General features: G+C 63.3%; 22 protein-coding genes and 1 tRNA gene. 10 read left to right on the top strand and 13 right to left on the bottom strand.

What is annotated here, in order from left to right; all coding sequences use genetic code 11:
- The first annotated feature begins 118 nt into the window (after positions 1-118).
- Positions 119-1,267 (top strand): aromatic ring-hydroxylating oxygenase subunit alpha, encoded by a 1,149-nt coding sequence (locus tag ACW9UR_RS06380; RefSeq protein WP_458916100.1) that lies wholly within the window; start codon positions 119-121, stop codon positions 1,265-1,267.
- Positions 1,239-1,484, top strand: coding sequence for a hypothetical protein (locus ACW9UR_RS06375; RefSeq protein ID WP_458916099.1), 246 nt, complete (start codon positions 1,239-1,241; stop codon positions 1,482-1,484). The genes ACW9UR_RS06380 and ACW9UR_RS06375 overlap by 29 nt, the downstream gene beginning before the upstream one ends.
- Positions 1,485-1,562: 78 nt before the next feature.
- Here the strand turns inward: ACW9UR_RS06375 and ACW9UR_RS06370 are convergent, their stop codons facing one another.
- Both ACW9UR_RS06370 and ACW9UR_RS06365 read right to left on the bottom strand, forming a co-directional pair.
- Positions 1,563-2,573, bottom strand: coding sequence for an aldose epimerase family protein (locus ACW9UR_RS06370; RefSeq protein WP_458916098.1), 1,011 nt, complete (start codon positions 2,571-2,573; stop codon positions 1,563-1,565).
- Positions 2,574-2,817: 244 nt separating this feature from the next.
- Positions 2,818-4,365: a phosphate ABC transporter substrate-binding/OmpA family protein gene (locus ACW9UR_RS06365; RefSeq protein ID WP_458916097.1), complete on the bottom strand. Its 1,548-nt coding sequence runs from the start codon at positions 4,363-4,365 to the stop codon at positions 2,818-2,820.
- Positions 4,366-4,711: 346 nt separating this feature from the next.
- Here ACW9UR_RS06365 and ACW9UR_RS06360 point away from each other — a divergent pair, with 346 nt between their 5' ends.
- The 3 genes from ACW9UR_RS06360 to ACW9UR_RS06350 all read left to right on the top strand — a co-directional run bounded on the left by ACW9UR_RS06360 (position 4,712) and on the right by ACW9UR_RS06350 (position 7,100).
- On the top strand, positions 4,712-5,164 hold the full coding sequence (locus tag ACW9UR_RS06360; protein ID WP_458916096.1) for an NUDIX hydrolase: 453 nt from the start codon (positions 4,712-4,714) through the stop codon (positions 5,162-5,164).
- 113 nt (positions 5,165-5,277) lie between these two features.
- Positions 5,278-6,096, top strand: a complete 819-nt coding sequence (locus tag ACW9UR_RS06355; protein ID WP_458916095.1) for a peptidyl-prolyl cis-trans isomerase — start codon at positions 5,278-5,280, stop codon at positions 6,094-6,096.
- Positions 6,093-7,100, top strand: coding sequence for a HupE/UreJ family protein (locus ACW9UR_RS06350; RefSeq protein WP_458916094.1), 1,008 nt, complete (start codon positions 6,093-6,095; stop codon positions 7,098-7,100). The genes ACW9UR_RS06355 and ACW9UR_RS06350 overlap by 4 nt, the downstream gene beginning before the upstream one ends.
- Before the next feature lies 1 nt (position 7,101).
- Here ACW9UR_RS06350 and ACW9UR_RS06345 read toward each other — a convergent pair whose 3' ends face one another.
- The 4 genes from ACW9UR_RS06345 to ACW9UR_RS06330 form a co-directional block, all read right to left on the bottom strand.
- The gene (locus tag ACW9UR_RS06345) at positions 7,102-7,674 is read right to left on the bottom strand and encodes a HupE/UreJ family protein (RefSeq protein WP_458916093.1); all 573 of its coding nucleotides are present in this window, start codon (positions 7,672-7,674) and stop codon (positions 7,102-7,104) included.
- A complete protein-coding gene (locus tag ACW9UR_RS06340; protein WP_458916092.1) occupies positions 7,671-8,255 on the bottom strand; it encodes a HupE/UreJ family protein in 585 nt (194 codons plus the stop codon). The genes ACW9UR_RS06345 and ACW9UR_RS06340 overlap by 4 nt, the downstream gene beginning before the upstream one ends.
- Before the next feature lie 101 nt (positions 8,256-8,356).
- Positions 8,357-8,869, bottom strand: coding sequence for a copper chaperone PCu(A)C (locus ACW9UR_RS06335; RefSeq protein WP_458916091.1), 513 nt, complete (start codon positions 8,867-8,869; stop codon positions 8,357-8,359).
- Positions 8,870-8,942: 73 nt separating this feature from the next.
- Positions 8,943-9,290, bottom strand: coding sequence for a hypothetical protein (locus tag ACW9UR_RS06330; protein WP_458916090.1), 348 nt, complete (start codon positions 9,288-9,290; stop codon positions 8,943-8,945).
- A 156-nt stretch (positions 9,291-9,446) separates the two neighbouring features.
- Here ACW9UR_RS06330 and ACW9UR_RS06325 point away from each other — a divergent pair, with 156 nt between their 5' ends.
- Positions 9,447-11,681: a glycoside hydrolase family 2 protein gene (locus ACW9UR_RS06325; RefSeq protein WP_458916089.1), complete on the top strand. Its 2,235-nt coding sequence runs from the start codon at positions 9,447-9,449 to the stop codon at positions 11,679-11,681.
- A gap of 4 nt (positions 11,682-11,685) precedes the next feature.
- Here the strand turns inward: ACW9UR_RS06325 and ACW9UR_RS06320 are convergent, their stop codons facing one another.
- The 6 genes from ACW9UR_RS06320 to pdxH all read right to left on the bottom strand — a co-directional run bounded on the left by ACW9UR_RS06320 (position 11,686) and on the right by pdxH (position 18,189).
- A complete protein-coding gene (locus tag ACW9UR_RS06320) occupies positions 11,686-12,816 on the bottom strand; it encodes an AI-2E family transporter (RefSeq protein ID WP_458916088.1) in 1,131 nt (376 codons plus the stop codon).
- A 105-nt stretch (positions 12,817-12,921) separates the two neighbouring features.
- Complete coding sequence (locus ACW9UR_RS06315; protein WP_458916087.1) at positions 12,922-15,519, bottom strand: Ig-like domain-containing protein; 2,598 nt, start codon at positions 15,517-15,519, stop codon at positions 12,922-12,924.
- 514 nt (positions 15,520-16,033) lie between these two features.
- Positions 16,034-16,110: transfer RNA gene (locus ACW9UR_RS06310), tRNA-Pro, on the bottom strand.
- 42 nt (positions 16,111-16,152) lie between these two features.
- A complete protein-coding gene (locus tag ACW9UR_RS06305; protein ID WP_458916086.1) occupies positions 16,153-16,644 on the bottom strand; it encodes a DUF192 domain-containing protein in 492 nt (163 codons plus the stop codon).
- Complete coding sequence (locus ACW9UR_RS06300; protein ID WP_458916084.1) at positions 16,641-17,150, bottom strand: cold-shock protein; 510 nt, start codon at positions 17,148-17,150, stop codon at positions 16,641-16,643. The genes ACW9UR_RS06305 and ACW9UR_RS06300 overlap by 4 nt, the downstream gene beginning before the upstream one ends.
- A gap of 436 nt (positions 17,151-17,586) precedes the next feature.
- On the bottom strand, positions 17,587-18,189 hold the full coding sequence (gene pdxH, locus ACW9UR_RS06295) for a pyridoxamine 5'-phosphate oxidase (RefSeq protein ID WP_458916083.1): 603 nt from the start codon (positions 18,187-18,189) through the stop codon (positions 17,587-17,589).
- Positions 18,190-18,278: 89 nt separating this feature from the next.
- Between pdxH and fabI the strand changes: the two genes are divergently transcribed.
- From fabI to ACW9UR_RS06275, 4 genes are all read left to right on the top strand, one after another.
- On the top strand, positions 18,279-19,106 hold the full coding sequence (gene fabI / locus ACW9UR_RS06290) for an enoyl-ACP reductase FabI (RefSeq protein ID WP_458916082.1): 828 nt from the start codon (positions 18,279-18,281) through the stop codon (positions 19,104-19,106).
- Positions 19,103-19,609, top strand: coding sequence for a xanthine phosphoribosyltransferase (gene gpt / locus ACW9UR_RS06285; protein WP_458916081.1), 507 nt, complete (start codon positions 19,103-19,105; stop codon positions 19,607-19,609). Before fabI ends, gpt begins: the two co-directional genes overlap by 4 nt.
- A 117-nt stretch (positions 19,610-19,726) precedes the next feature.
- The gene (locus ACW9UR_RS06280) at positions 19,727-21,358 is read left to right on the top strand and encodes a hypothetical protein (RefSeq protein WP_458916080.1); all 1,632 of its coding nucleotides are present in this window, start codon (positions 19,727-19,729) and stop codon (positions 21,356-21,358) included.
- Between the two features lie 421 nt (positions 21,359-21,779).
- Positions 21,780-22,073, top strand: a complete 294-nt coding sequence (locus ACW9UR_RS06275; protein WP_458916079.1) for a hypothetical protein — start codon at positions 21,780-21,782, stop codon at positions 22,071-22,073.
- 48 nt (positions 22,074-22,121) lie between these two features.
- Here ACW9UR_RS06275 and ACW9UR_RS06270 read toward each other — a convergent pair whose 3' ends face one another.
- The gene (locus ACW9UR_RS06270; protein WP_458916077.1) at positions 22,122-23,525 is read right to left on the bottom strand and encodes a TRAP transporter large permease; all 1,404 of its coding nucleotides are present in this window, start codon (positions 23,523-23,525) and stop codon (positions 22,122-22,124) included.
- Between the last annotated feature and the right edge of the window lie 3 nt (positions 23,526-23,528).

Here is a 23,528-nt window from a genome sequence, read left to right as displayed (position 1 = left end):
TCCAATCGGCAACAGCACCGTCGCCGGTGTGCGACTCCGGCGCGTCGGAAACGGTCAAGACGGCCAGCGCCGAACGCGTACCCTGATTCTCCACCAGGCACTTGGCGGAGGGCGACGAATGCTGGACCTCGGATCCCTGTCACGGGACCTTGCGGCGGTGACGAAACCGGTGGGCGAAGCGCGCGGCCTGCCCAGCGCGCTCTACACGGATCCGGCAGCGCTGGAATTGGAGAAGACGCGGATCTTCACCGAGGGCTGGGCCTGCATCGGCTTCGGCAGCGACGCGCCCGAGCCCGGCGATGTCTGTCCGATCGACCTGCTCGGCATGCCCATGATCCTGGTCCGCGACCGCGCCGGCACCTTGCGGGTCTTCGAAAACGTCTGCCGCCACCGGGGCATGATCCTCGTCGAGGAGAAGCGCAATTTCGGCGGCGTGATCCGCTGCCCCTACCACTCCTGGTGTTACAGTCACGACGGCCGCCTGCGCGCCACGCCGCATGTCGGCGGGCCGGGCGTTAACGTCCACAACAGCGTGGATCCCGAGGCGACCGGCCTCACGCCGGTCCGCATGGGCGTCTTCATGGACATGGTCTTCGTCAACATCTCCGGGACCGCACCCAAGTTCGACGACTGGATCGCCCCGCTCCGCGCCCGCTGGACGGACTTCGCGGACCGCCCACTGTTCCATGCCCCGGACAGCGGTTTTGCGCTGGAGGTGGCCTGCAACTGGAAGCTCGCGGTCGAGAACTACTGCGAGAGCTACCACCTGCCCTGGGTGCACCCGGGCCTGAACAGCTACTCCCGGCTCGAGGACCACTACCACATCGAGCATCCGGGGCATTTCTCGGGCCAGGGAACCAAAGTCTATGCGCCGCGCCGGGACGGCCAGCCATTCCCCGACTTCCCTGCCCTGCCCGACGTCTGGGCGACGCAGGCCGAATACGCCGCACTCTATCCCAACGTGCTGGCTGGCATCCACCGCGACCACATGTTTGCGATCCTGCTGGACCCTAAGGCCCCGAACCGGACCATCGAACGGGTCGAGATCTATTACACCTCTGAAACCGCAGCCGAAAGCGCGGACATGGCGACCGAGCGCGCGGTCAACGCCACACAATGGAAAGACGTTTTCATCGAGGATATCTTCGTCGTCGAGGGCATGCAGCGCGGACGCGGCGCCCCGGGCTTCGATGGCGGACGGTTCTCGGCGGTGATGGACAGCCCCACGCATTGCTTCCATGACTGGGTCGCCCGCGCTCTCGGCTGATGGCGCCGTGGCGCTCGATGGCGCATTGCGCCGCCTGCACGGCAGCGGCGATGCCGCCGCGCTCAGCGCGCTGCATTGCAAGGCAGCAGGCATGATGACCTCGACTGAGGAAGCCCGCTTCCACCTGACCCACGCCTGGGTCTACGCGATGGTCGCAGGCGACCCATTCGAAACCGCGAGGCTGGAAAGGACGCTCCGCGATCTCGGCGGGCTCTGAGCCCGTCCACGGGCCCCATCCCGTCCCCGAGGACGGGATGGGGAGAAACGACCTGGCGCGGAACGCGTCTCCGCCGGATCAGCTTTCCGGCGCGATCTCCACTTCCAGCCGCTGCCGATACGGCGCATCCGGCGTCGCGATGATCGACGGAAACTCTGGATGATTCAGACTGTCGGGGAAATGCTGCGCCTCGAGGCAGACACCGCCGAACGGGCCGTAGGTCTCGCCGTCTAGCCCCGGCACGCCGATCTGCATCGGCTTCGCGGTGAACAGCTGAATCCCCGGCTGGTCGGTCCACATCCTCAGCCGCAGCCCGGTCTCGTCCGAGGCCAGCTCTGCCGCAGGCGCCGCCGGGTCCCGGCCCTCGTCCAGCACCAGGTTGTGGTCCGCGCCCACGCGGTCCGCATCGACATCGCCGATACGCGCTTCACTGCGGTAATCGAGCTGCGTGCCTTTGACCGGATCGAGCGCACCGCTCGGGATCTGAACCTCGTCCACCGGCGTGTAGCGCGATGCGGCGACCCTAAGCCGGTGCCCCAGAATGTCGCCCCGGCCATTCAGGTTGTAATAGTTGTGCTGCGCCAGGTTGATCGGTGTCGGCCGGTCCGGATCGCCCGCCATCTCGATCAGCAGCCGCGCACCGTCCAGCGCGAACCGCACCTCGAACTCGACCGCGCCGGGGTAACCCATCTCGCCGTCCGGGCTGGAATAGCGCAGAAGCACCGCGTCATTCCCGTCCGAGGCCATCTCCCAGATCCGTTTGCCAAGGCCGACCGGCCCGCCATGCAGGTGGTTCGGCCCATTGTTCACAGGCAGCTCGTAGGTCCTGCCCTCCAGCGAGAACCGCCCGTTTGCGGTCCGGTTCGCTACGCGGCCCGCGATAATGCCGAAACTCTTCGAATGCTCCGGATACGGAGCGAACTTTTCGAAGCCCAGCACACAAGGCACCTCGCGCCCCTGCGCCGGAACGCGCCAGTCTCGGATCACGCATCCGTAGTTCATGACCGAGATGCGCGCGGCGCCGCTGTCCAGCACCGCCTCCTCGACGGTCTCACCCTCGTGCGCGCCTATGCTGCGGATCTTTGCCATGCTGCCGATACCTCCCCCTATGCGGGACATGTCGTCCCCGTTGCGCCGCGTCCTGGCGGTCTTGCCAGCCGCTGCACGGTTCTCGCGCTATAGCGCAGCAGGGGCCTGCCTGCCCACGGAAAATCCTGGGCAATGGTATCGAAAAAGGTGCGCGGCCGCCTTTGGGGGAAGGCGACCGCGCTGCGGGACCCCCCTGGGGTTGGGGTCATGGCATGCCTCTTCCCCGGCATCCGCCGGGGCCGTCTCACATCGCGGCGACCACCGTATCGCCCGGCGTGCGGATCCAGACCTCCACGCGGCGGTTCGCCCGGCGGCCCTCGGCGCTGGTATTGCAACCGACCGGCGCCATCTCGCCGAAACCGAACGCGGAGATGTCCAGGCCGTCGAGTCGCCCTGCGCCGCGCGCCAGCAGCGCTGCAGCGGACTGCTCGGCGCGGCGCAGTGACAGCGCGCGGTTGCCATCGAACGGCCCGGCATCGTCTGTGAACCCGGCGAAGGCCACCTGCGTCCCCTCCGGAAGCGCCGCCAGATAGGCGACCAAACGCTCCAACTCACGCTCGTCGCCCGCATCAAGCTGCATCGAGGCTGCATCGAAGCGCAGCGTCACCGACAACCGGTCCCACCGATAAAGCTCGTCCAGCAGCGCCTGCATCGCGCCAGCCTCGTAGCTGTCCGCCTCCACCATCTCGGCATGCACGCGATCAGCAACTGCGCCCTGCTCGATCCGGCCGACGCCGAGATCGACGAACCCCGCCTTGGCGATCGCGGCATCGGCTTGCGGGCCAGACGCGAAATCCAGGAAGGCGCGCATCTCGCGCGTCAGCCCGCTTTCGCTCGCATAGAGATAGAGCCGGCGGTCCAGAGGATACTCCCCGGTCTTCGCGCCGAAAGCGGTCGGTGCCGCGGCAATGCCGCAGGCCGATACGAGCGGCAACGCCTTGGCGTTGCGCTGGTGGATGTGTCCGACGTACCCGATGGCGTCCGGGTCCGCGACCACGGCGGCGGCAATCTCCGGCTCGGAACCGAGGTCCGTGATGTCGGCAGCCGCGCGCCGGGCACCGAGCACCTTGTCCTCGAAGAACATGCGCTGTGCCGAGCCTTCCTCGGCGGCCAGCACGCGCAGCGGGCGATCCTCACCGCCGAGCTCGGACCAGTTGGTGATCTTGCCGGCATAAATGTCCGCCAGTTGATCCAGGGTCAGCTGACCCACGGGGTTTTCGGGATGAACGATCACCGACACGGGATCGGCGGCAATCACACGCTCCTGGAGGGCACTGACCATGTTACCCGCACCCGCAGCCCGCAGCGCTTGCGCCTCGACGGGAAGAATGCGCCGAGCGCTCATCGCGGCATGAGCCTCGCCCTCGGCCAACTGCATGAACCCGTCCTCGGTGTCGGAGGAGCGGATCAGGTAGCTGCCGCTCGCCTCGCCGAACCCATCGTCACCGACCAGCCGCGCCATCGTGCTGTCGGGCGTCACCAGGTCATCGACTGAGGCCTCTGCGCCGCGCGCGCTGGCCCAGCCGGCCAGAAGTAACGGCAGTAGATCCTTCCCCACCAGGTCGGTTCCGGCGAAGACGAGGTCGGCCTCCAGCATTTCGCTTTCCGGACAGGCACGGCCCTCGCACTCCATGCCGTCGGCCGACAGGCGCAACTCGCCCAGACTCGTGCGCAGGCGGTAGAAGCCGCCCTTGAATTCGATCAGTTCCCCGGAAATGGCGGCGGATCCGTCCCGAGCCTTCAGGACAACCTCACCCGCCCCTGCCGCGGCCGAACCCGCGGCGAAAATCATGACTGCGGCACCCACAAGCAGACCACAGCACCCACTGCGATACGACATCGCCGTTACCTCCTAATCCCGACATTTACGGAACTCAGGGGGCACCCCGCCCCGGCACGCGTTACTCACACGAGACTCAGTCTAGACGGCGAATCGTTCGTAATTTAGGCAAGTTGGCATCACCTGTTATTGCTAATATATTTCAATATTTAACTGGGTTTTAAGGCGGCTCGCGCGGAAATCCGCCACGATTCGGTCATATTCACTTTTGCATACATGTCTACACGACCGCCCCCCTGCACCTTGGCATTTCCAGGATGAACGTTAAGTTGCATCGGATACTTTTCCTGGAGGTTCCTTGAGCCAGCTCGGCAAACAGATCGCTGCCCTGCCCCTGCAATGGGACGGAAAGAAACAGGTGCGCGTCTTGATGGTGACATCGCGCGACACCGGAAGATGGGTTTTGCCCAAGGGCTGGCTGATGGAGGCAACCACCCCGTGGGCGGCCGCCGAGATCGAGGCGCTCGAGGAAGCGGGCGCAGTCGGCTACATCGCCAGCGAGACGATTGGCTTCTATCATTACGACAAGATTCTCGACAACGGCGGCTCGCTCCGCTGCCGGGTCGAGGTGTACCCGATGCTGATCGAGAAGCTGAAGCGGAACTGGAAGGAAAGGCGCGAGCGGCGCCGACGCTGGTTCACGCCGAAAGGCGCGGCGAAACGGGTGAATGAAGAAGAATTGTCCGATATGCTGCGAACGCTTTCCTACAAGCCCCACAAGCAACCGGTCGTCGGCACGCTGCTGCGCTAGCCGGCGCTTGAGCCGAACCGTCTGATCTGCAAATCTTGGCGGGCAGAAACCGTCGGGGGAAGCCGGATGCACCGCAAGACCAATGACCGCACCGTAGCGGGTGGGGGCTGACCATGCTGCGGCGTATACTTTCCGAACCCTTGCTGCACTTCCTTCTGATCGGCGTGGCCGTCTTCGCAGCTTTCGAAGCGTTCGACGATACGGCTCCGGTACAGACGCAAGACGTGATCGAGGTGACCGATGCACAGGTCGACCTGTTCGAAAGCCAATTCGCCTCGGTCTGGAACCGCCCGCCCACCGAGCAGGAGATGAGCGCGCTGATCGAGGAGCACATCCGCGAGGAGGTCTATTACCGCGAGGCGCTGGCGCTCGGGCTCGACAGCGATGATGCGGTGATCCGGCGGCGGCTGCGGCAGAAGATGGAATTCCTGACCGAACCGCCCGCCGATGCACTAAGCGCTGACGACAATGCGCTTCGCGCGTTTTACGACGCGAATGCCGAGCTGTTCCGCAGCCCACCCGCGATCACATTCGAGCAGGTATTCCTCGGGGACGAGGACCCTGAGACGGCGCTCGAGATGCTGCGCAGCGGTGCAGGTCCGGAGGCTGTCGGCCCGCCCTCTATGCTGCCGCCGGGGCTGCAGAACGCCCGCCGCGCGGCGGTGGACGGCACCTATGGCGCTGGCTTTTTCGATGCCCTGCTCGAACTACCGGTCGGCGCTTGGGATGGACCGGTCACCTCGGGCTACGGCCAGCACCTTGTCCGGATCGCCGCCAGGCAAGACGCCGACCTGCCGCCTTTCGAGGATATCCGCACCTACGTCGAGGCGGAGTGGCAGAAGACCGAGGCCACGCGTCTGCGCGATGAGATCTTCGACGAACTCAGGAAGCGCTACACCGTCGTGCGCCCCGAAGCGGATCCCGCATCGTGACACGCCTCGCCGCCTGCTGCCTGATCTGGCTCATGGTTCTTGCGGGCGCGGCCCTGCCGCACGCACTCCAGCCCGGGTTCCTGGATCTCAAGCCGGTCAACACCGACATCTGGCGGGTCTACTGGAAGGTGCCGACCGTCGGCGCGGGCCGGATGCAGATCGACGCGGTGCTGCCCGAGACATGTGACGCACGCAGCGCCGGGCAGATGCGCTTCGACGGCACTGCCTATGTCGCCGAATGGCTCGCCACCTGCCCCGGCGGGCTGACCGGGGGCACCATAACCATCGAAGGGCTGGAGGCGACGCAGACCGACGTCCTCGTCCGCTACGAGACCAAACCCGGCGCGGCGCAAAGCCAACGCCTGACGCCTGCCACGCCCGCCTTCACCATCCCCGAGCCGCTCGGCACATGGGGCATCGTCGCGACCTACACGGAACTGGGCATCAGCCATATCCTGCGCGGCGTCGATCACCTGATGTTCGTCTTCGCGCTGATCCTGCTGATCCGCGACCGGCGCCGCCTCATCGGGGCGGTGACGGCGTTCACCGTTGCGCATTCGATCAGCCTCGCCGCCGCAGCGCTGGGCTGGATCGTCGTCCCCGCCCCGCCCGTCGAGGCGATAGTCGCGCTCTCGATCATGTTCCTCGCGGCCGAGCTCCTGCGCTCCGGGCAGGGCAAGGTTCATCTAAGCGAACGTTACCCCTGGGTCGTCGCCTTCGCCTTTGGCCTGTTGCACGGGTTGGGGTTTGCGCGCGCGTTGCTGGAGGTAGGCCTACCCGAGGGTGAGGTGCCGCTTGCGCTCTTCGCCTTCAACGTCGGGGTGGAGATCGGCCAGCTCATGTTCATCGCGCTGGTGCTAATCGTCGGCGCCCTGCTCGGACGGCTCTACCAGCGGATGGTGAACTCGCTCAGCACACCCGGAAGACGCGGCCTTGCGACGATGAGCTATGCGATGGGCGGCATCGCGGCGGTGTGGTTCGTGACGCGGATCGCCGCTTTCTGAGCTAGCCTTGCAGCGCTGCGGACATGATGCCGACCGCCGCAACCCAAGAGGCCGCGACCGCGCCCGCGACCCGGCCCAGCCGGTCCTGCAGAAATTCGACCAGGCCCCAGGCCAGCAACGGCAAAAGCGCGATACCCAAGCCGCCGCCCAGCACGGCCAGAAGTGCGGCGCGACGTCCTTCGGGCAAGTCGAGCGCGAAACCCGCCGCCAAGGCCGCTATTCCTGAGAGCGCGACCGCCACGGCAATGGGCACGCGCACACCGCTCAGCGCGAGTCCCGCGACCAGCGCGGCGCCTATCCCCATTGCTTGCGGCCCCGGTCCCGCAGACGCCAGCACCAGATGCGCCGCCGCCGCCAGCAGCCCGGCAACGGCAAGGGCGGCATAGGCCGGACGCACGGTCTCGACCGGCTGGCGCGCCAGCAGCACGGCGACCGCGACGAGGATCAGGCCCTGCGCTGGATCGGCGAGCGGATGCAGCAGGCTGGCATAGAACGGACCGAGGTCGCCGAACGCATCATGCGCCAGCGCTGGTCCCGGCAGGACCGCAAAGAAGATGGCAAGCGCGCGCCTCATATCGCCCCGGTCAGGAACCCAGCGCCCGCAAGCGCGATCACGCCGCCCGCCGCGCGCACCGCGATCCGTCCGGTTTTGCTTCCGACAGCCAGGCCGAAACCGATGCCCGCCAGATGCAACAGGCCGGTGCCGGTGACGAAGCCGATCGCGTAGGCCATCGGGCTCGCTGCTGCCGGCATCTCGGTGCCATGGGCATAGCCATGAAAGATCGCGAAGAAGCCGACGATCACCGCCGCCACTGCCATCGGCGGGCGGAGCGCCAGCAACACCGCCGCACCGATTACCAGCGCCGAGGCCGCGATCCCGGTCTCGACCATCGGGACCGGCACGCCGGCCACGCCAAGCGCACCGCCGACCGCCATGACCAGCGGGAAGGTCACCGGCAGCAACCAGATAGCAGGCTTGCCGAGGAACGCGCCCCAAAGCCCGACGGCGACCATCGCCGCAACGTGGTCCCAGCCCATGATTGGGTGGAGGAAACCGGTCACGAACCCGCCGCCAGCGGCTTCGCCGGTATGTGCCAGCGCCGGGCTTGCCAGCAGGATCGGTGCAAGGGTCAGGAATACTCGGGCAACGGTCATGTGGCTCTCCGGAAATCGAACATGTAAATTATACGCATCCGGCGCCGTTTGTCGCGCCGGATGCACCGTCATTTTGCAGCGAAGCCTGGTCGGCCCGGCAATCAGTTCTTGCCGTGCTGCATTCCTTCGCCGTTTCCGTGCCCGCCGTGGCCATCATGCACCTGGCCGCCTCCGGTCCGGGCCTCGATCGAGAATTCAACCTCGACCTCGCCGGCGGTCTCGAAGATCAGCGTCGCCGGGACCTTGGTGCCCTCGACGAAGCGGTTGTCGTCGTCGAGCCCCATGAACATCACGTGGTAGCCACCGGGCGCGAGTTCGACGGTTTTACCGGCCGGAATCTCGATGCGCTCGACATGCTGCATGCGAGCGACCCCGTCCTTCTCGACCGACTCGTGGATCTCGACACGGGGATAATCGGCGCGCACATCGACCAGGGCATCCGCCGTGTCGCCGTTGTTGGTGACTGTCAGGTAGCCGCCGCCCGCACGGGCCATCGGCGCGGTTTCGAAGGCCATCGGATGGTCGATGACCAGATCGCCCAGGGTGTACTCATGCGCCTGGCTCGCGAAGGCGGGGACCGCCAGCAGAAGGGCGGGAATCAGGAAGCGTTTCATAGTGTCTCCGTCAGGATCGGCGCCGCAGCGCCGTCGTTTTTGTGGTCTGTGAGTCTGGAGCGTGGCCCCGATCTCAGACCGACGGAGGCGCGCGTGCGGGGTTCGGCTCCCGTGCTGCAAGGTCGACAAGCCTTGTCCGGAGCGGAGCGCGCCAGATGAGGGGCGCCCACGCTTCACCGAGAGCGAGCAAGGGCACCGGCGCGGACAGATCCGCGACCTGCACCAGCGCGCAGGGGCTTTCATGGCCGGTATCCTCGACCGGCTGTCCGTCAGCGCCCATCACGACCGTCTTGAGCCCGTCTCCGGTGCACAGGACGACCGTCCAGGTACCGCCCACGGCGCTGGCGGCCGCCGCCGACAATTGCGGCAGCAGCAGCGCCGCCAGGAGCAGCGGCAGGATCAGGAGGCGGTCAAGACGCATGGCTCGCTTTTATCTCCGAGAACGACGAAGGCAACGCGTGATTTTGCCCCGCCCGCGATGACCCGAGCCCGGCAATTGACCCGCAACCTACTGATCAGTAACGTCCCCCGGACACAGCTTCGCATTACGCAGCCCAGCCCAGAAGGACCGATCCGCATGGCAGACATCCGCCCGCTTTCCGATGCCTGGAGCTTCCGCGAAGGCTTCGAGGAGGACTGGACACGCCGTGACCTCGGTGGAGAGCCGGTTGCCCTGCCCCACAACGCCGTCGATCTGCCCTTCGACTATTTTGACGAGACCGCCTATCAGCGCGCCTTTACCTACCAGCGGGTCATCGACTGGCAGGACGCGTTTGAGAACCGCGAACTGATCCTGCGCTTTGACGGCGCGATGGCGGACGCGCATATCTACGTGAACGGCGACCTCGTGCTGCGCCACGCGGACGGCTACACGCCCTTCCAACTGCGCCTGACGGATCGCTTCGAGGACGGCACCTGCCGCGTCACGGTCCGGATCGACGGCACCGAGAATCCCCTGATCCCGCCCTTCGGCGGCCGCATCGACTACCTGACCTATGCCGGGATCTATCGCGAGGCGTGGCTGGAACTCCGCGCCCCGATCTCGGTCGCCCGTGTGAAGGTCGAGACGCCCGAACCGCTGGGCGCGCGGCAGAGCGTCCGAGCGCGGATCTGGCTGGATGCTACAGTACCGATCGAAGGCACCGCGCGGGTCGAGTTGCTGGACCCGGACGGCGCGAAGCTGGCCGAGACGACGGCGGCGCTAACCGAAGAAAGCCTCGATATTGCCTTCGACGGCCTGCAGGGCCTTCGGCTCTGGTCCCCCGCCTCCCCCGCCATGCACCGGCTGGCGATCCGGCTGGACACCACTGCAGGTACAGACAGCCACGAGACCGCCTTCGGCGTCCGCGAGGCGCGTTTCACGCCCGACGGCTTCTTCCTGAACGGCGAACGGGTCAAGCTGATGGGCCTGAACCGGCACCAGGCCTTTCCCTTTGCCGGCTATGCGCAGGGCCGCGCCGCGCAGGAGCGCGATGCCGAGATCCTCAAATTCGAGCTGGGCTGTAACATCGTCCGCACCTCGCACTACCCGCAGTCGCCCTGGTTCCTCGACCATTGCGACCGGATAGGACTGATGGTGCTCGAGGAGATCCCCGGCTGGCAGCATATTGGTGGCGCCGAGTGGAAAGACGAGACCGTCGAGAACGTCCGCCGCATGATCGAGCGTGACTGGAACCACCCCTCGATCATCCTCTGGGGTGTGCGGATCAATGAATCGCCGGACGACCACGATCTTTATTCCCGCACCAACGCGCTGGCGCATGAGCTCGACAGCACACGGCAGACCGGCGGCATCCGAAAGGACGTCCGCAGCGAGCTGCTCGAGGATGTCTACACGTTCAACGACTTCATTCTCGGTGATTTCGAGCTACCGACCTCACAGCGTACCCGTACCGCCCTGCGTGATCCGCGCGAGGTGACGGGGCTGGACCGCGACGTTCCCTATATCGTGACCGAGTACAACGGCCACATGTACCCCACGAAAAGCTTCGACCAGGAGCAGCGGCAGATCGAGCACGTGACGAGGCACCTGGAAATCATCGACGCCGCCCATGCCGACGAACGGATCGCGGGCTGCATCGGCTGGTGCATGTTCGACTACAATACGCACAAGGATTTCGGCTCTGGCGACCGGGTCTGCCACCACGGCGTGATGACCATGTTCCGCGAACCCAAGTTCGCCGCCTATGCCTATGCCAGCCAGGCGGAACCCGCCTCGAACGTGGTGCTGAAGCCGGTGACGTTCTGGGCGCGCGGCGAGCGCAACATCGGCGGCACGCTGCCGCTGATGGTGCTGACGAACTGCGACCGGGTGGAACTGCGGGTCTCGGACGGCAAGACGCTGGAACTGGTCCGCGACCGTGAGCGGTTCGCCCACCTGCCGCACCCGCCGATGATGTTGACGCACGACATGGTCTCGCCCGAGGACCTGGGCCGATGGGGTCAGGAATGGCCCGATGCCGAGGTCGTCGGCTTCGTAGGTGGCAAGGAAGCGGCCTGTGTCCGCCTGCTGGCCGCGCCTGTCGCCGACCGGCTGCAAATGGTGCCTGATCGCAGCGAGTCGCCCTGTCAGGTCGGCGAGGTCCGGGTCATCGTCCGGGCACTGGACCAGGCTGGAAACACCCTGCCCTTTCTCTCGGCGCCGCTGTCGCTGACCCTGACCGGTCCCGGACGCATCGTCGGCCCCTCGCTCAAGACGCTGCGGGGCGGCACCTCCGGCGTCTGGATACGCCCCGAGGGCCCGGGAACCGTGACACTGACCGCCGCCAGCCCGCGCTTCGAGCCGCGCGAGACCGCGATCCAGTTCACCTGAGCGCCTAACGCTCCGCCGCCCCCTGCCCGGCCCGAGTGGACCCGGCAACCGGGCGGGTATCGACCCGCTCAGCCAGCAGCCCGGCGATGAAGCGGGTCTCGGGGAAACGCGCGAGGATGATCACCACGATCGAGGTCATCGGGACCGCCAGGATCGCGCCCGCAACACCCCATAGCGCGCTCCAGATCGACAGGGCGACAAGGACCACAAAGGGGCTGAGGTTCAGCTGCCGACCTATCATCCGCGGTTCGATGAAATTCCCGACGGCGACCTGGGCCGCTGTCAGCAGCCCAGCGAGCACGACGGTATAGAGAAGAGATCCGGTCTGCGCGACGGACAGCGCCACCGGGAACATCACGCCGATCCATGACCCCAGGTAGGGAATGTAGTTCACCAGCCCGATCACGATGGCCCAGAACAGCGCGAAGTCCGTTCCCATGACCAGAAAGATCGCCAGACAAGCGATCCCCAGAATGATGTTGATCAGAGTTTTGACGGTCAGGTACTCGCCGATCTGGTGGTTGATCTCGGCGATGATCTCGAGGATCTCCCGCGCGCGCTCTTCGTCATGGAGCGAGGCCAACACCTTGGGCGCGAAGGTCGCGCGCTCTGCCAGCAGGAACGCGGCATAGATCACCACCAGGAAGGCCGTCGCGCCGATGCTGGTGAAGCCGCCCAGCACGGCGAGGATGGTCGACTGCAGATTGACCGAGCCGAAGGTCGCCGCAGCCGCATCGTCGACCATGATCTGTGTATCGATGTTGAACCGCGCTTCGATCCGGCCCAGCAGTTCCTCGATGTTGCGCTGATAGTCGGGCGCGACCGAGGCGATCTCGCCCACGGTCGAAGCCACCACAACGGCGAAAACGTAGAGCACCAGCGCGAACAGCACGAGCACCGCGACCCGCAGGAGCGCCGTCGGCAGGTACCGGAACCCCGGCAGATGCTTCAGGGCAACCGTCGCGGTCGTGATGATGTAGACCGAGATCACCGCCGTCACGATAGGGATCAGCACCGACCGCCCCACCGACAGCAGATAACCAAGCGCGATCACGAGGATCAGCGAAAGGACGAGGGTCAGAAGCCGCGTGTGTCCAGATCCGTTAGGCGTGCTGCTCGGAATGTCACTTGTCATCACAGCAGCAATAGCAATCACGCGCCCCGCTGAACAGTCGCTGCGGGGCGCGCAATGCACCAGGACATGCACGGGCCGCCCCCGGCCCGTGCCAAATGCCAGCGGTCAGACGATGTTCCAGACCGTATCGTCGTACTTGAGGCCCTCGTCGATCACGTCAGTGCCCGCTCCATCCAGCGTAACGACGAACTCGAACGCATCCGCCAAGGCCGACCCCATGTCGTACGGCGACTGATCACCATCGTCGTCCTCCGAGGATATCGCGAAACGCAGCAGGTAGTCGTCACTCGCCTGCTCTTCGAGAGTCTGGATCTTGTTGATCCGCGCCTTGTCGTTGCCGTCGACATCAGCTGGGTCGATGAAGACAAAGAACTGGTCGATCTCTTCGCCAGCCTCGAGAAGCGGCTCGAACGTTACGGTTTCCCCGCCTTTCACGTTGATGTTCGACGTCGTCTCGGACCCTGTATCGATGATCACCCCGTCATCAATCGCCACGTAGATCAGATCTATCGAACCAGAGATACCGCCACCGACACCCTGAACGTCCAGTTGGACACCGGTGATCGACGCCGTCGACGCAGTAAAGTCCAGTTCCAGAACCTCGAGACGTTCGATGTTCCCGTTGCCGATGCCGATGCCACCCGCGTTGTTCGGGTTGATATCGTCCTCTCCCGCATTCGGGGCCGGGAAATCGTTAAGTTCATTCAGGAAATCCGTCAGATCCGGCGTTCCGTTCTTCAGGAAGTACCCGTTGAAGGTGATGTTTTCGACAGTAGGATCCTCCTGCGGCCCGCCCGCACTGATCGCAGAGAAATCAATCTCGTTGACAACTGTCGGCGGTCCTTCGTTCACCGTGAACTTGTAGTTGGCAACCGGTGTGGTTTCGCCATCTGCATCCGGATCCGGGTCGATGGTGAGCGTGTAGAACGTTTGCGTGATGCCATCTCCATCGACATAGGTTCCAACGACATTCCCGTTGACGTCATAGGACGACGTGATTGTGCGCCCGTCACCCAGGGTGAAATCCTCGGGCAATCCGACCAGGCTCAGTTCCTGACCGTCTGCACCGGAGTAGAGAGTATAGGTTTCGATCCCGTCGTTGTTCTCGGTGAAGGCAACCGAGATATCATCGAGCGTATCCAAAGTCGGGAAAACCACGTCATCGTTAACCGGCAGCGCGGCGAGGAAATTGATGTCATCGATGATGTTGACGGTAACAGTGAGCGGTCCTGAGCTACCGCCATGTTCGTCCACGGCATACACGGTGAACGTATCGGTAATCCCACCGTTGTGACCCTGAACCGAGGCATGGTCAGCCGCGCTCAGCAGCGTATACCTGACCGTATCGTCGTCTAGGAACTCCAGTGTCCCGTAGGTACCGTCCAGAGTCGTCGTATCGCCGCCAGTCGTACCCGCTACAAACGGCGTATCGCTCGCATCCACATCGCCTATCGTAATGTCGATATCCTGTACGATCGGGATCTCGGTGTCGGTCGGGTCGTCCTTGCTGCCACCGGGCAAACCGGCCTCGTAAACTGACACCGCCCCCGGGCTTGCCCCGGTAGGATCATCATTTTCGCCAGTGATCTCGATCGTCACGGTCGCTTGATCAGAGGCACCGTGGCCGTCATAGGCGATGTAGTCGAACTCGACATACGCACTGTCGCCTACGCCCAGGGTATTGAATGCGCCATCCGGATTGTAGTCGAAGGTACCGTCAGCGTTGAAATCCTCGAGCGTGCCAGTGGGTCCCGCTGCGGGATCACCTACCGCATCGACGCGGCGCAGTGCACTGCCAATGGGATCAACAAGCTCCGCCGCGATCAGCGGTGCGTCGTCTGCATCCGTATCGTTTCCAAGTACCGTAGCGAGAGTGGTAGAGCCCGCATCCTCGTTGACCGTTCGGTCATCGTCGACCGCGTCGGGGTTCAAGTTCGTGGGCAAGACTGTCACCCGAACCACACCGGTATCCGAACCGCCACTGGGATCTTCCACCGTGTACTCGAACGTGTCGATACCGAAGAAGCCATCCGCTGCCTGGTACTCGATTTCTCCGGTAGCGGGATTGACGCTTACGGTGCCACCAGCATCCGTAGTGATGCTGTATCCGTCCGTACCGTCGTTGTCGCTTCCTCCGGCGGGCCCGCCGTCGTCCGCGATATCCGATAGCCCCTCGACGCTCAGATTGTCCGCGTCGGCCGTGGGCCAGATATCGACGTCCGTGTCGCCCGCTAGAACGTCGATACTGATCATCCCGCCGGATGTCACCGTCGCGCTATCGTCGTCGGCGATCGGATCATCGTTGACACCGGTGATCATTATCGAAGCCGTCGCCTCGTCCGAGGTCTGACCGTCACTCGCGTCATATGTGAACGTGTCGTAGATCACCGCGCCGGCGCCGAGGGAGTCGAACCCGTTGGTCAACGTCACTTCCGCGTCGCCCGGATCGCTCAACGTCGGTGTTCCATCGGTATCGAGGTACAGAACACCGTGATACCGGGCGTCATATACGAAGCTGCCATTTGTCTTGAAATCGAAGAGCGGATTCTTCGGGTTGGACGAAACACTGGCGGCAAGGGCATCGCCGTCCGCATCGGTATCGTTGTCCAGCACACCTTTCGCGCTGTTGATCCGCAGGATCTGGTCTTCGTTGATCTCGTAATCCGGCAAGCCGATATCATCTACTGCAACTGGGTCAGCCATGGGAAGGCCTCCTTGAACGCAACACACAAACAAGAGCTGTCGCGAATACTTCACGCAACTCCAAGCACCGGCCCTTCGGACCGGCGAACGCAACAGCCTTCCCGCGATGCCATCGGAACGATCTACGCCGCGCCGTCTGACAATCGTCAGTCGAGCCTAATCCGGCCTGCTGAAATTCCCCACCATAATCAACACATTAGCACGTGCTCAAATTTTAATCAAACTTTTGCCAAAGTGCCGCCACAATCCGAATTGCTACAGAGTAGAACTTTCGTTCGCGAGCGCCGCGATTTAAGAATTATTATTTCTCACCCATAGGATGCTGAATTTTAACAAAAAAACAGGTATATAAAGTATATATTTTGCTTATGCACCCGAAGTACAATGTAAATAACGAGGAATATCAATCATGAAGCACCATTATTTCGAATGGAGAAATAAGGCAGAAAGTAAAGGCGTTCGGCCTACGGCCACCCTGCGCCGCCGAAAAAACAGTGGGATTCTGATGGATGACTGGTCGGGGCGGCGAGATTCGAACTCACGACCCCCTGTACCCAAAACAGGTGCGCTACCAGACTGCGCCACGCCCCGACCGATGACGGCAATACCGGAGTGTCCGCCGGAGGGAAAGAGCTAACTTTCGCCCGGCTCGCACGGCCAGGCAGCGAGATCGTCCGGGATCGCCGGATGGCGTAGCTCAGCGCCCTCGCTCAGGCCGAGGGTGTCGGAGAGGCCGCCGTTGATCTCGAGCACGTATTGTATCCCGTCCCCACCCGGGATGCTGTCCGTCGAATACGGCACCGCCATGCGATGGATGCGTTGCACGACCCCGGTTTCATCGGCGAACAACATATCCAGCGGGATCATCGTATTCTTCATCCAGAACGCCACCGGCTGCGGCCGTTCGTAGACGAAGAGCATACCGGCGAACTGCCCCATCTCGGGCCGGTTCATCAGCCCAAGCGCGCGTTCCTCGGCATCATCAGCCACTTCCACGTTGAAGCGCACGGCGCCCGCGTCGGACCGGATGTCCAATCGATCGGGCGCACAGGCGTCCTGTGCCCGGATGGGCGCTGCGGTCGCCAGCAGGGCGGCCGCGACAGCGATGGAAACCGGCGTCCTCACTTCTGGCGCGACGCCCGCATGACCAGAGTCGCGTGATCCCAGGAGCGGACCTCGACCGCGGTCTTGCCGCGCGGACCCTGCTTGAAGCGCACACAGACAGCCTCGCCCGGTTGCAGGTCCGACAGACCGTAGAGCCGCAGCGTTTCCATGTGTACGAAGATGTCGTCGGGATCGCCGAAGGCGTTGACGAAGCCGAAACCCTTGGCCTTGTCGAACCATTTCACCCGCGCGGCGGCGAAAGGAGCATCCGAATGATCCTCGGCCTCGCTCGGAGCCGCGACCGGCGCCTCGCCATTCGAAGCTTCGATGGTGTGGATCTCGGTGGCCTGGCGGCCCTTTTCCGTCCCCTGAACATCCATCGTGATCTCCACCCCTTCGGCGACCGAGCTGCGGCCGTAGTTCCGCAGGACGTTCGCATGGAGGAGCACATCGCCGAGATTGTCGTCCACGACGACGAACCCGTAACCCTTAGTGGAGTCGAACCACTTCACGTGACCTTTAATCATCTACCAACCCTGAGCAGTTCACGTTTGCGATCAAAGCAGCGCTTCCTTCCTTCCACGGATCCCCCGACCCGCTTGGGAAACGACCCCCAAAAAGCACCACCAACTAAACGGTCCATACGCGACCCTACGCCCCCCGTACCAACGAACGAACTCCTACCGGTAACCCGCTCGCCTTTAACACATTCATTTCATACCATGGTTTGGAAGCCCCCTCACAGCAGCCATCGCAAAAAGGGATAAAGAAGACACAATTTTCTTCCCAGGATTGTGAATCGGGGTTCCAGCGCACCCTCAGGTCACAGTCTGATGCAAATTCGCCACAAGTACATCATTACATCGCAATGTGTCCTGTGTGCCGCTGCTGCACTACCGAAGCACCCCGTGACGCACCGCTGCGAATACGCAGCGGTCCCGAATTAAGGCGAATCAGTCGATCTCAGGGGTAAAGGCGCGTCGCCGCCCAGCCGGATTCTTCCATATTCCACAGGAATCTGTCGTGCAGTCGGTCTTCTCCGTCTGCCCAAAACTCGAATGTGACCGGCGTGAGCGCATATCCGCCCCAATGCGGCGGGCGGGGTGGTGCATCCGCGAAGCGCTCTGCCATTTCGGCAACCCGAGCCTCAAGGGTGGCCCGATTTTGCAGCGGCCTCGATTGCTGCGAGGCCCAGGCGCCCAGCCGGCTGCCCAGGTTTCGGGATGCATAATAGGCGTCGGACTCGTCGGCCGTTGCCCGTTCGACATGGCCGCGTACCCGGACCTGCCGCCGCAGCGACTTCCAGTGGAAGCAGAGCGCCGCCCTGCCTGCCGCTTCGAGCTCCTGCGCCTTGATGCTCTCGTAGTTCGTGTAGAACAGCAGCCGCCCCGCCTCGATCCCCTTGAGCAGAACGATGCGCGCGTTCGGCATCCCGCCGGCATCCACCGTCGCCAGGGTCATCGCGTTCGGATCGTTCGGCTCGGCCGCCGTGGCCGCGTCGATCCAGTCCTGCAGTAGCGCGTACGGGTCCGATCCCGCGAAAATACCGTGTCTGTCGTCCGCCATACGTCCCTCTCCTCGCGCAACGCGCCTTGCGGCCTTGATAATATTCCCATAGACCCTTCGCAAACGTAATGCGGGCTGAAGGGGGTCACATGACACAGGGTCTGTTGCAAGGTAAGCGCGGGCTGATCATGGGGCTGGCAAACGACAAGTCGATCGCCTGGGGCATCGCGCAGGTCTGCCACGAACAGGGCGCCGAACTGGCATTCACCTACCAGGGTGAGATGATGGGCAAGCGGGTCAAACCGCTGGCCGAACAGGTCGACAGCGCGATGCTGATCCCTTGCGACGTGACCGACGAGGCGTCGATCGACGCCGCCTTCGCCGAGATCGAGCAGAAATGGGGAAAGATCGACTTCCTTGTCCACGCCATCGCCTTCTCGGACAAGAACGAGCTGCGCGGCCGCTATGTCGACACCAGCTTCGCCAACTTCCAGCTGACGATGAACGTGTCGGTCTATTCTTTCACGGCAGTCGCCCAGCGCGCCGAGAAGCTGATGGACGACGGCGGTTCGATGCTGACCCTGACCTATTACGGCGCCGAGAAGGTGTTGCCGCACTACAATGTCATGGGCGTAGCCAAGGGCGCGCTGGAAGTGTCGGTGCGCTACATGGCGATGGACCTCGGCCCGCGGAACATCCGCGTCAACGCGCTGTCGGCCGGCCCGATCCGCACGCTGGCCGCCTCGGGGATCGGTGACTTCCGCTACATCCTGAAGTGGAACCAGCTGAACGCCCCCCTGCGCCGCAACGTGACGCAGCATGACGTCGGCAAGTCGGCGCTTTACCTGTTGTCGGACCTGTCCTCGGGCGTCACCGGGGAGGTGCACCACGTCGATGCAGGCTACAACGTCATCGGCATGAAGGCCGAGGACGCGCCGGATATCGACGTCGCAACCGGACGGAAGCCCTCGGAATGACCGATCGCCTGCCGCACGAGAAAGGGTTCCACATCTCCTGGGACCAGATCCACCGCGATGCCCGGGCGCTCGCCTGGCGGCTCGAGAAAGAAGGCCCCGGCCCCGAGGGCGACTGGCGCGCCGTCGTCGCGATCACCCGCGGCGGGATGGCCCCGGCAATGATCGTCGCGCGCGAGCTGGACATCCGCACCGTCGACACGATCAGCGTGAAATCCTACGACCACCAGTCCCAGTCCGAGGCCCGCGTGCTGAAAAGCCCCGATGCCGAGTTGATGGGCGACGGCACCGGCATCCTGATCGTCGACGACCTGGTGGACAGCGGCAAGACGCTGGAACTGGTCCGCCAGCTCTACCCCAAGGCGCATTTCGCGACCGTCTACGCCAAGCCAAAAGGCCGTCCGATGGTCGACAGCTTCATTACCGAAGTCAGCCAGGACACCTGGATCTTCTTCCCCTGGGACATGGCCCTGCAATACGTCGAGCCGTATCGCGGCAAGGACTGAGCGCCCCTGACTTCAATGCCGGGGGGCGTAGCGTCAAGGCCGCAATTTATGGCGTGACAGGCGCGGAAATCCGCGCCAATATCAATGCATTCGTAGTTCTATTTTTCGAAGAATGCATTGATAAAGACATTCTCGGCCGCCTTGGTCCTATCGTTGGTCTTTGTAGTCCTGGCCGGTGTTGACCCACAGGTAGTGGACGACACGTTCATCACGTTTCAGTACGCGACAAATCTCGTCGAACACGGTCGCCTCACATGGTGGCGTGAAGGAGAAATGGTGGACGGGTTCACCATTCTCGGCCACACGCTGCTCATTGCTGCAGGAGTGTCGCTCGGCGCCACAGCGATGGCTGCAAACATGGTTATAAATCTCATCGCAATGATCGCGATCCTGCTTGGCGTCGGATACGGGACGAAGTCATTTGCTACTCTTCCGAGAATAAGCACGCTTGTCTTCACCGCGCTCTCCGCGCCATTCATCATCTGGTACGCTCGCGGGCTGGACGGCATCCTTTTTGCCGCCACGCTTTTGTGGATCTACCTACGCGCTGAAGACGCAATCGCAAGCGGCCGGCTTAGCTGGAGCTTGATCGCTCTCTTGGCATTGCTTCCGGTTGTCCGCCCCGAGGGCCTCCTCATTTCACCCGCAGTTATATGCTGGCTCGGCTTGCATGACCTTTCGACGAACGATCAGATCCGAAACTTGCGGCCTGGGGTGTTATTGGTAGCGGTTGCGATTGCGACACTCTTGGTCTGGCGCGTTGCCATCTATGGGTATCCTCTTCCCAACACATTCTACGCAAAGGCATCCGCAAGCCGATGGGACGAAGTACAGGCCGGCTATCGCTATGTGTGGACCTGGATAAGGGAACTCGGCGGATTCGTACTGGTGATCCCGATGCTTGGCTTCATCGCAGGCACCGCAGCTCTTCTACGGTCATTATTTATAATCGGCATTGTCGCGATTGCCATCGTCTCCGGCGGAGATAGCCACGCATACGCTCGCTTTCTACTTCCCGTCATACCGCTGATCGCTTTGGACTTGGCTGCTCTACTGGACAGGTCCACCCGTAAGATATACGCAAGCGCAATTGCTATTCTGGCGGCATACTTGGGTATTCAAACCGCGGTCGTCTTCGCCCGAACCCCGCTGGTTGCCGGCCTCTCCGGCAGCATAACGAAGATGTCTGAAGGCCGCTGGCCTTACCCATCCCACGAGGTAGATCCACGCTTGAACATGCGCGCCGAGGCTGTTCGCGAACTGGACGCAGCGTTAGCGCCCGGGGTCCCGGTCGTGGGCACAGATGTGGGCGCGTTGGCATACTTCTCTGACCATGAGATTATTGATGCCGCCGGTCTCAACGACAAGACCCTGGCGCATTTGCCCAAACCTGATGGCATGCTCATCACTTGGGGGTACCCCGGCCTTCCGGTACTGGCCAAACAAAACCTACCGCTGATGTATCTTTCGTTTCCCAGCTACGAGCCATGGTCTTGGAACGAACTAGTCAAAACACCGTCGCTATGTTCCATCTCAGTAAAGAACAAGGCGACGCGTGCATACAACGCGATAGACATAATGGACGAAAGCTATCTTTGCGCCTCGATGCCATCCAAAGCGCACCCCGGTGGTTGGATTAATTTCTACGTGCACAAGGATCACACAACCTTGGTTCGCGGAAATGGCGTCGAGTATTCGCAATGCGTCCGAAACGCTGACCAGCTATGTCGTACGCCACCTAGTCCATAGTGAACGAGTCTTTGAACCACGCTTTCCGAAAGATCATCGGCAGACGGACGCGCTGAGGACACCGCTATCGGAAGGTTGGCTGCCGAGCCACTCGGCAACTCTCGTTCGACCGGACAAGACTGCCGCTCGTATATGTTCCTAGAGTTCACGCAAGCAGACGTAGACCAGTTTCAGACGACGTGCGAGCGGGGGCCTGATCGGACCAGCGCGTCCACGTCGAAGTACGCGAACCTTGCATTTTGCCAAATATTCGGAGGTCGAACCCGGGATCATTTGACCGCATATCTTCGCATAGCCGCGGCACGCTGCTGCACGGTAATCCGTAAAGATTGTGCTACGCTGACGTTGCCCGCCTTGCGACGGCAGACAAGTGGCGTGCGGATGGGCGCAGAAACGGAACGGCAAAGGGGACAAAATCATCATGACTAAAAGCATTGCAACAGCGGCGATCATTGCCGGTTTGCTCACCGCCGGCGCGCTCGGCGCCCAGACCACGCCTGAGATCATCGGACCGTCGCCGATCCCGGACGATGCCGAGGGCCGGTTCTGTTATTATGCTGGGCTCGCCTACTCCGAGAAGGCCTACATCCTGCTGACCGGGCCGACCGAGGAAGTCGAGGGGTCTGCACGCACCGCCCAGCGGTTGCTGGAGTGCATCATGGAAGGCGACCGGATGCGCTGGATCGGGCGCTCGACCATCCAGGTCGGCCAGTAACATCCCGCCGAAAGCTGGCGCGGCCCGGAACCGGGCCGCGCCCTGACCTCACTTCACGATGATCTCGGGCCCCATGAGGGTCGTCGGCAGGAAGGTCGACAGCCACGGGATGTAGGTCACCATCACCAGGAACACGACCAGGATCATCAGCCACGGCGCGGCGGCGCGGACAACCGACATCAGCGGCATTCCGGCGACACCAGATGTCACGAACAGGTTCAGGCCGACCGGCGGTGTGATCATGCCGATCTCCATGTTCACGACCATGATGATCCCGAGGTGGATCGGATCGATGCCCAGTTCGATGGCGATCGGGAACACCAGCGGCGCGACGATCACGATCAGCCCAGAGGGCTCCATGAACTGGCCGCCGATCAGCAGGATCACGTTCACGATCACCAGGAACATCACCGGCCCGAAGCCCGCCGACAGCATCGCCCCCGCGATCTCCTGCGGGATCTGCTCGTCGGTCAGCACGTGCTTCAGGATCAGCGCATTGGCGATGATGAACATCAGCGTGATCGTGAGCTTTCCGGCCTCGAACAGCGTGTCCCGGGTGTCCGGGTGGACGAAAGCGGTCAGCAGCGCATAGGGCTTCTGGTAGAGCGGCACCGGCGTGCGGGTGGGATCGTCCTCCCGCGGGCGTAACGGCCCCATGTCGCGATAGACGAAGCTCGCGACGATGAACGCGTAGACAGCCGAGACGGCCGCCGCCTCGGTCGGAGTGAAGATCGCGCCGGTCACGCCGGGAATGCCGTAGATCCCGACCATGATAATCACGATGAGCATCAGGCCCCAGAACGCCTCGAAAAAGCTGTCGGCGATCTCGCCCCAACCGCGCCAGGGGCCGCGCGGCATGTTGCGTACCGTGGCCATGACGTAGATGCCCACCATCAGCATCCCACCGGCAAGAAGACCGGGGATCACGCCAGCCAGGAACATGCGCCCGACCGAGACATCGGTGGCCGATGCATAAACCACCATCACGATCGACGGCGGGATCAGGATGCCGAGCGTGCCCGCGTTGCAGATGACGCCGGCCGCGAACTCCTTGGTGTAGCCCGCCTGCTGCATCGCTGCGATGACGATGGAGCCAATGGCGACCACCGTCGCCGGAGACGACCCCGACAGCGCGGCGAACATCATGCAGGCGAAGACGCCCGCGATCGCGAGGCCGCCCCTCAAGTGGCCGACACAGGCTATCGAGAAGCGAATGATCCGTTTGGCCACGCCGCCCGTGGACATGAAGGACGACGCAAGAATGAAGAACGGGATCGCGAGCAAGGTGTAGTGGCCCGCCATCGACTGGTAGAGCGACTGCGCGATCGCCCCGAGCGAGGTATCGCTGTAGACGAGCAGGAAGATGATCGAACTCAGGCCGAGCGAGATCGCGATGGGTACTCCGATCATCAGGAACCCGATGACCATCAGGAAGAGAATGGCGATTTCCATGTG

It is taken from the genome of Halovulum sp. GXIMD14794 (genome assembly GCF_054457455.1).
This window is presented reverse-complemented; position numbering and strand designations above follow the sequence as displayed.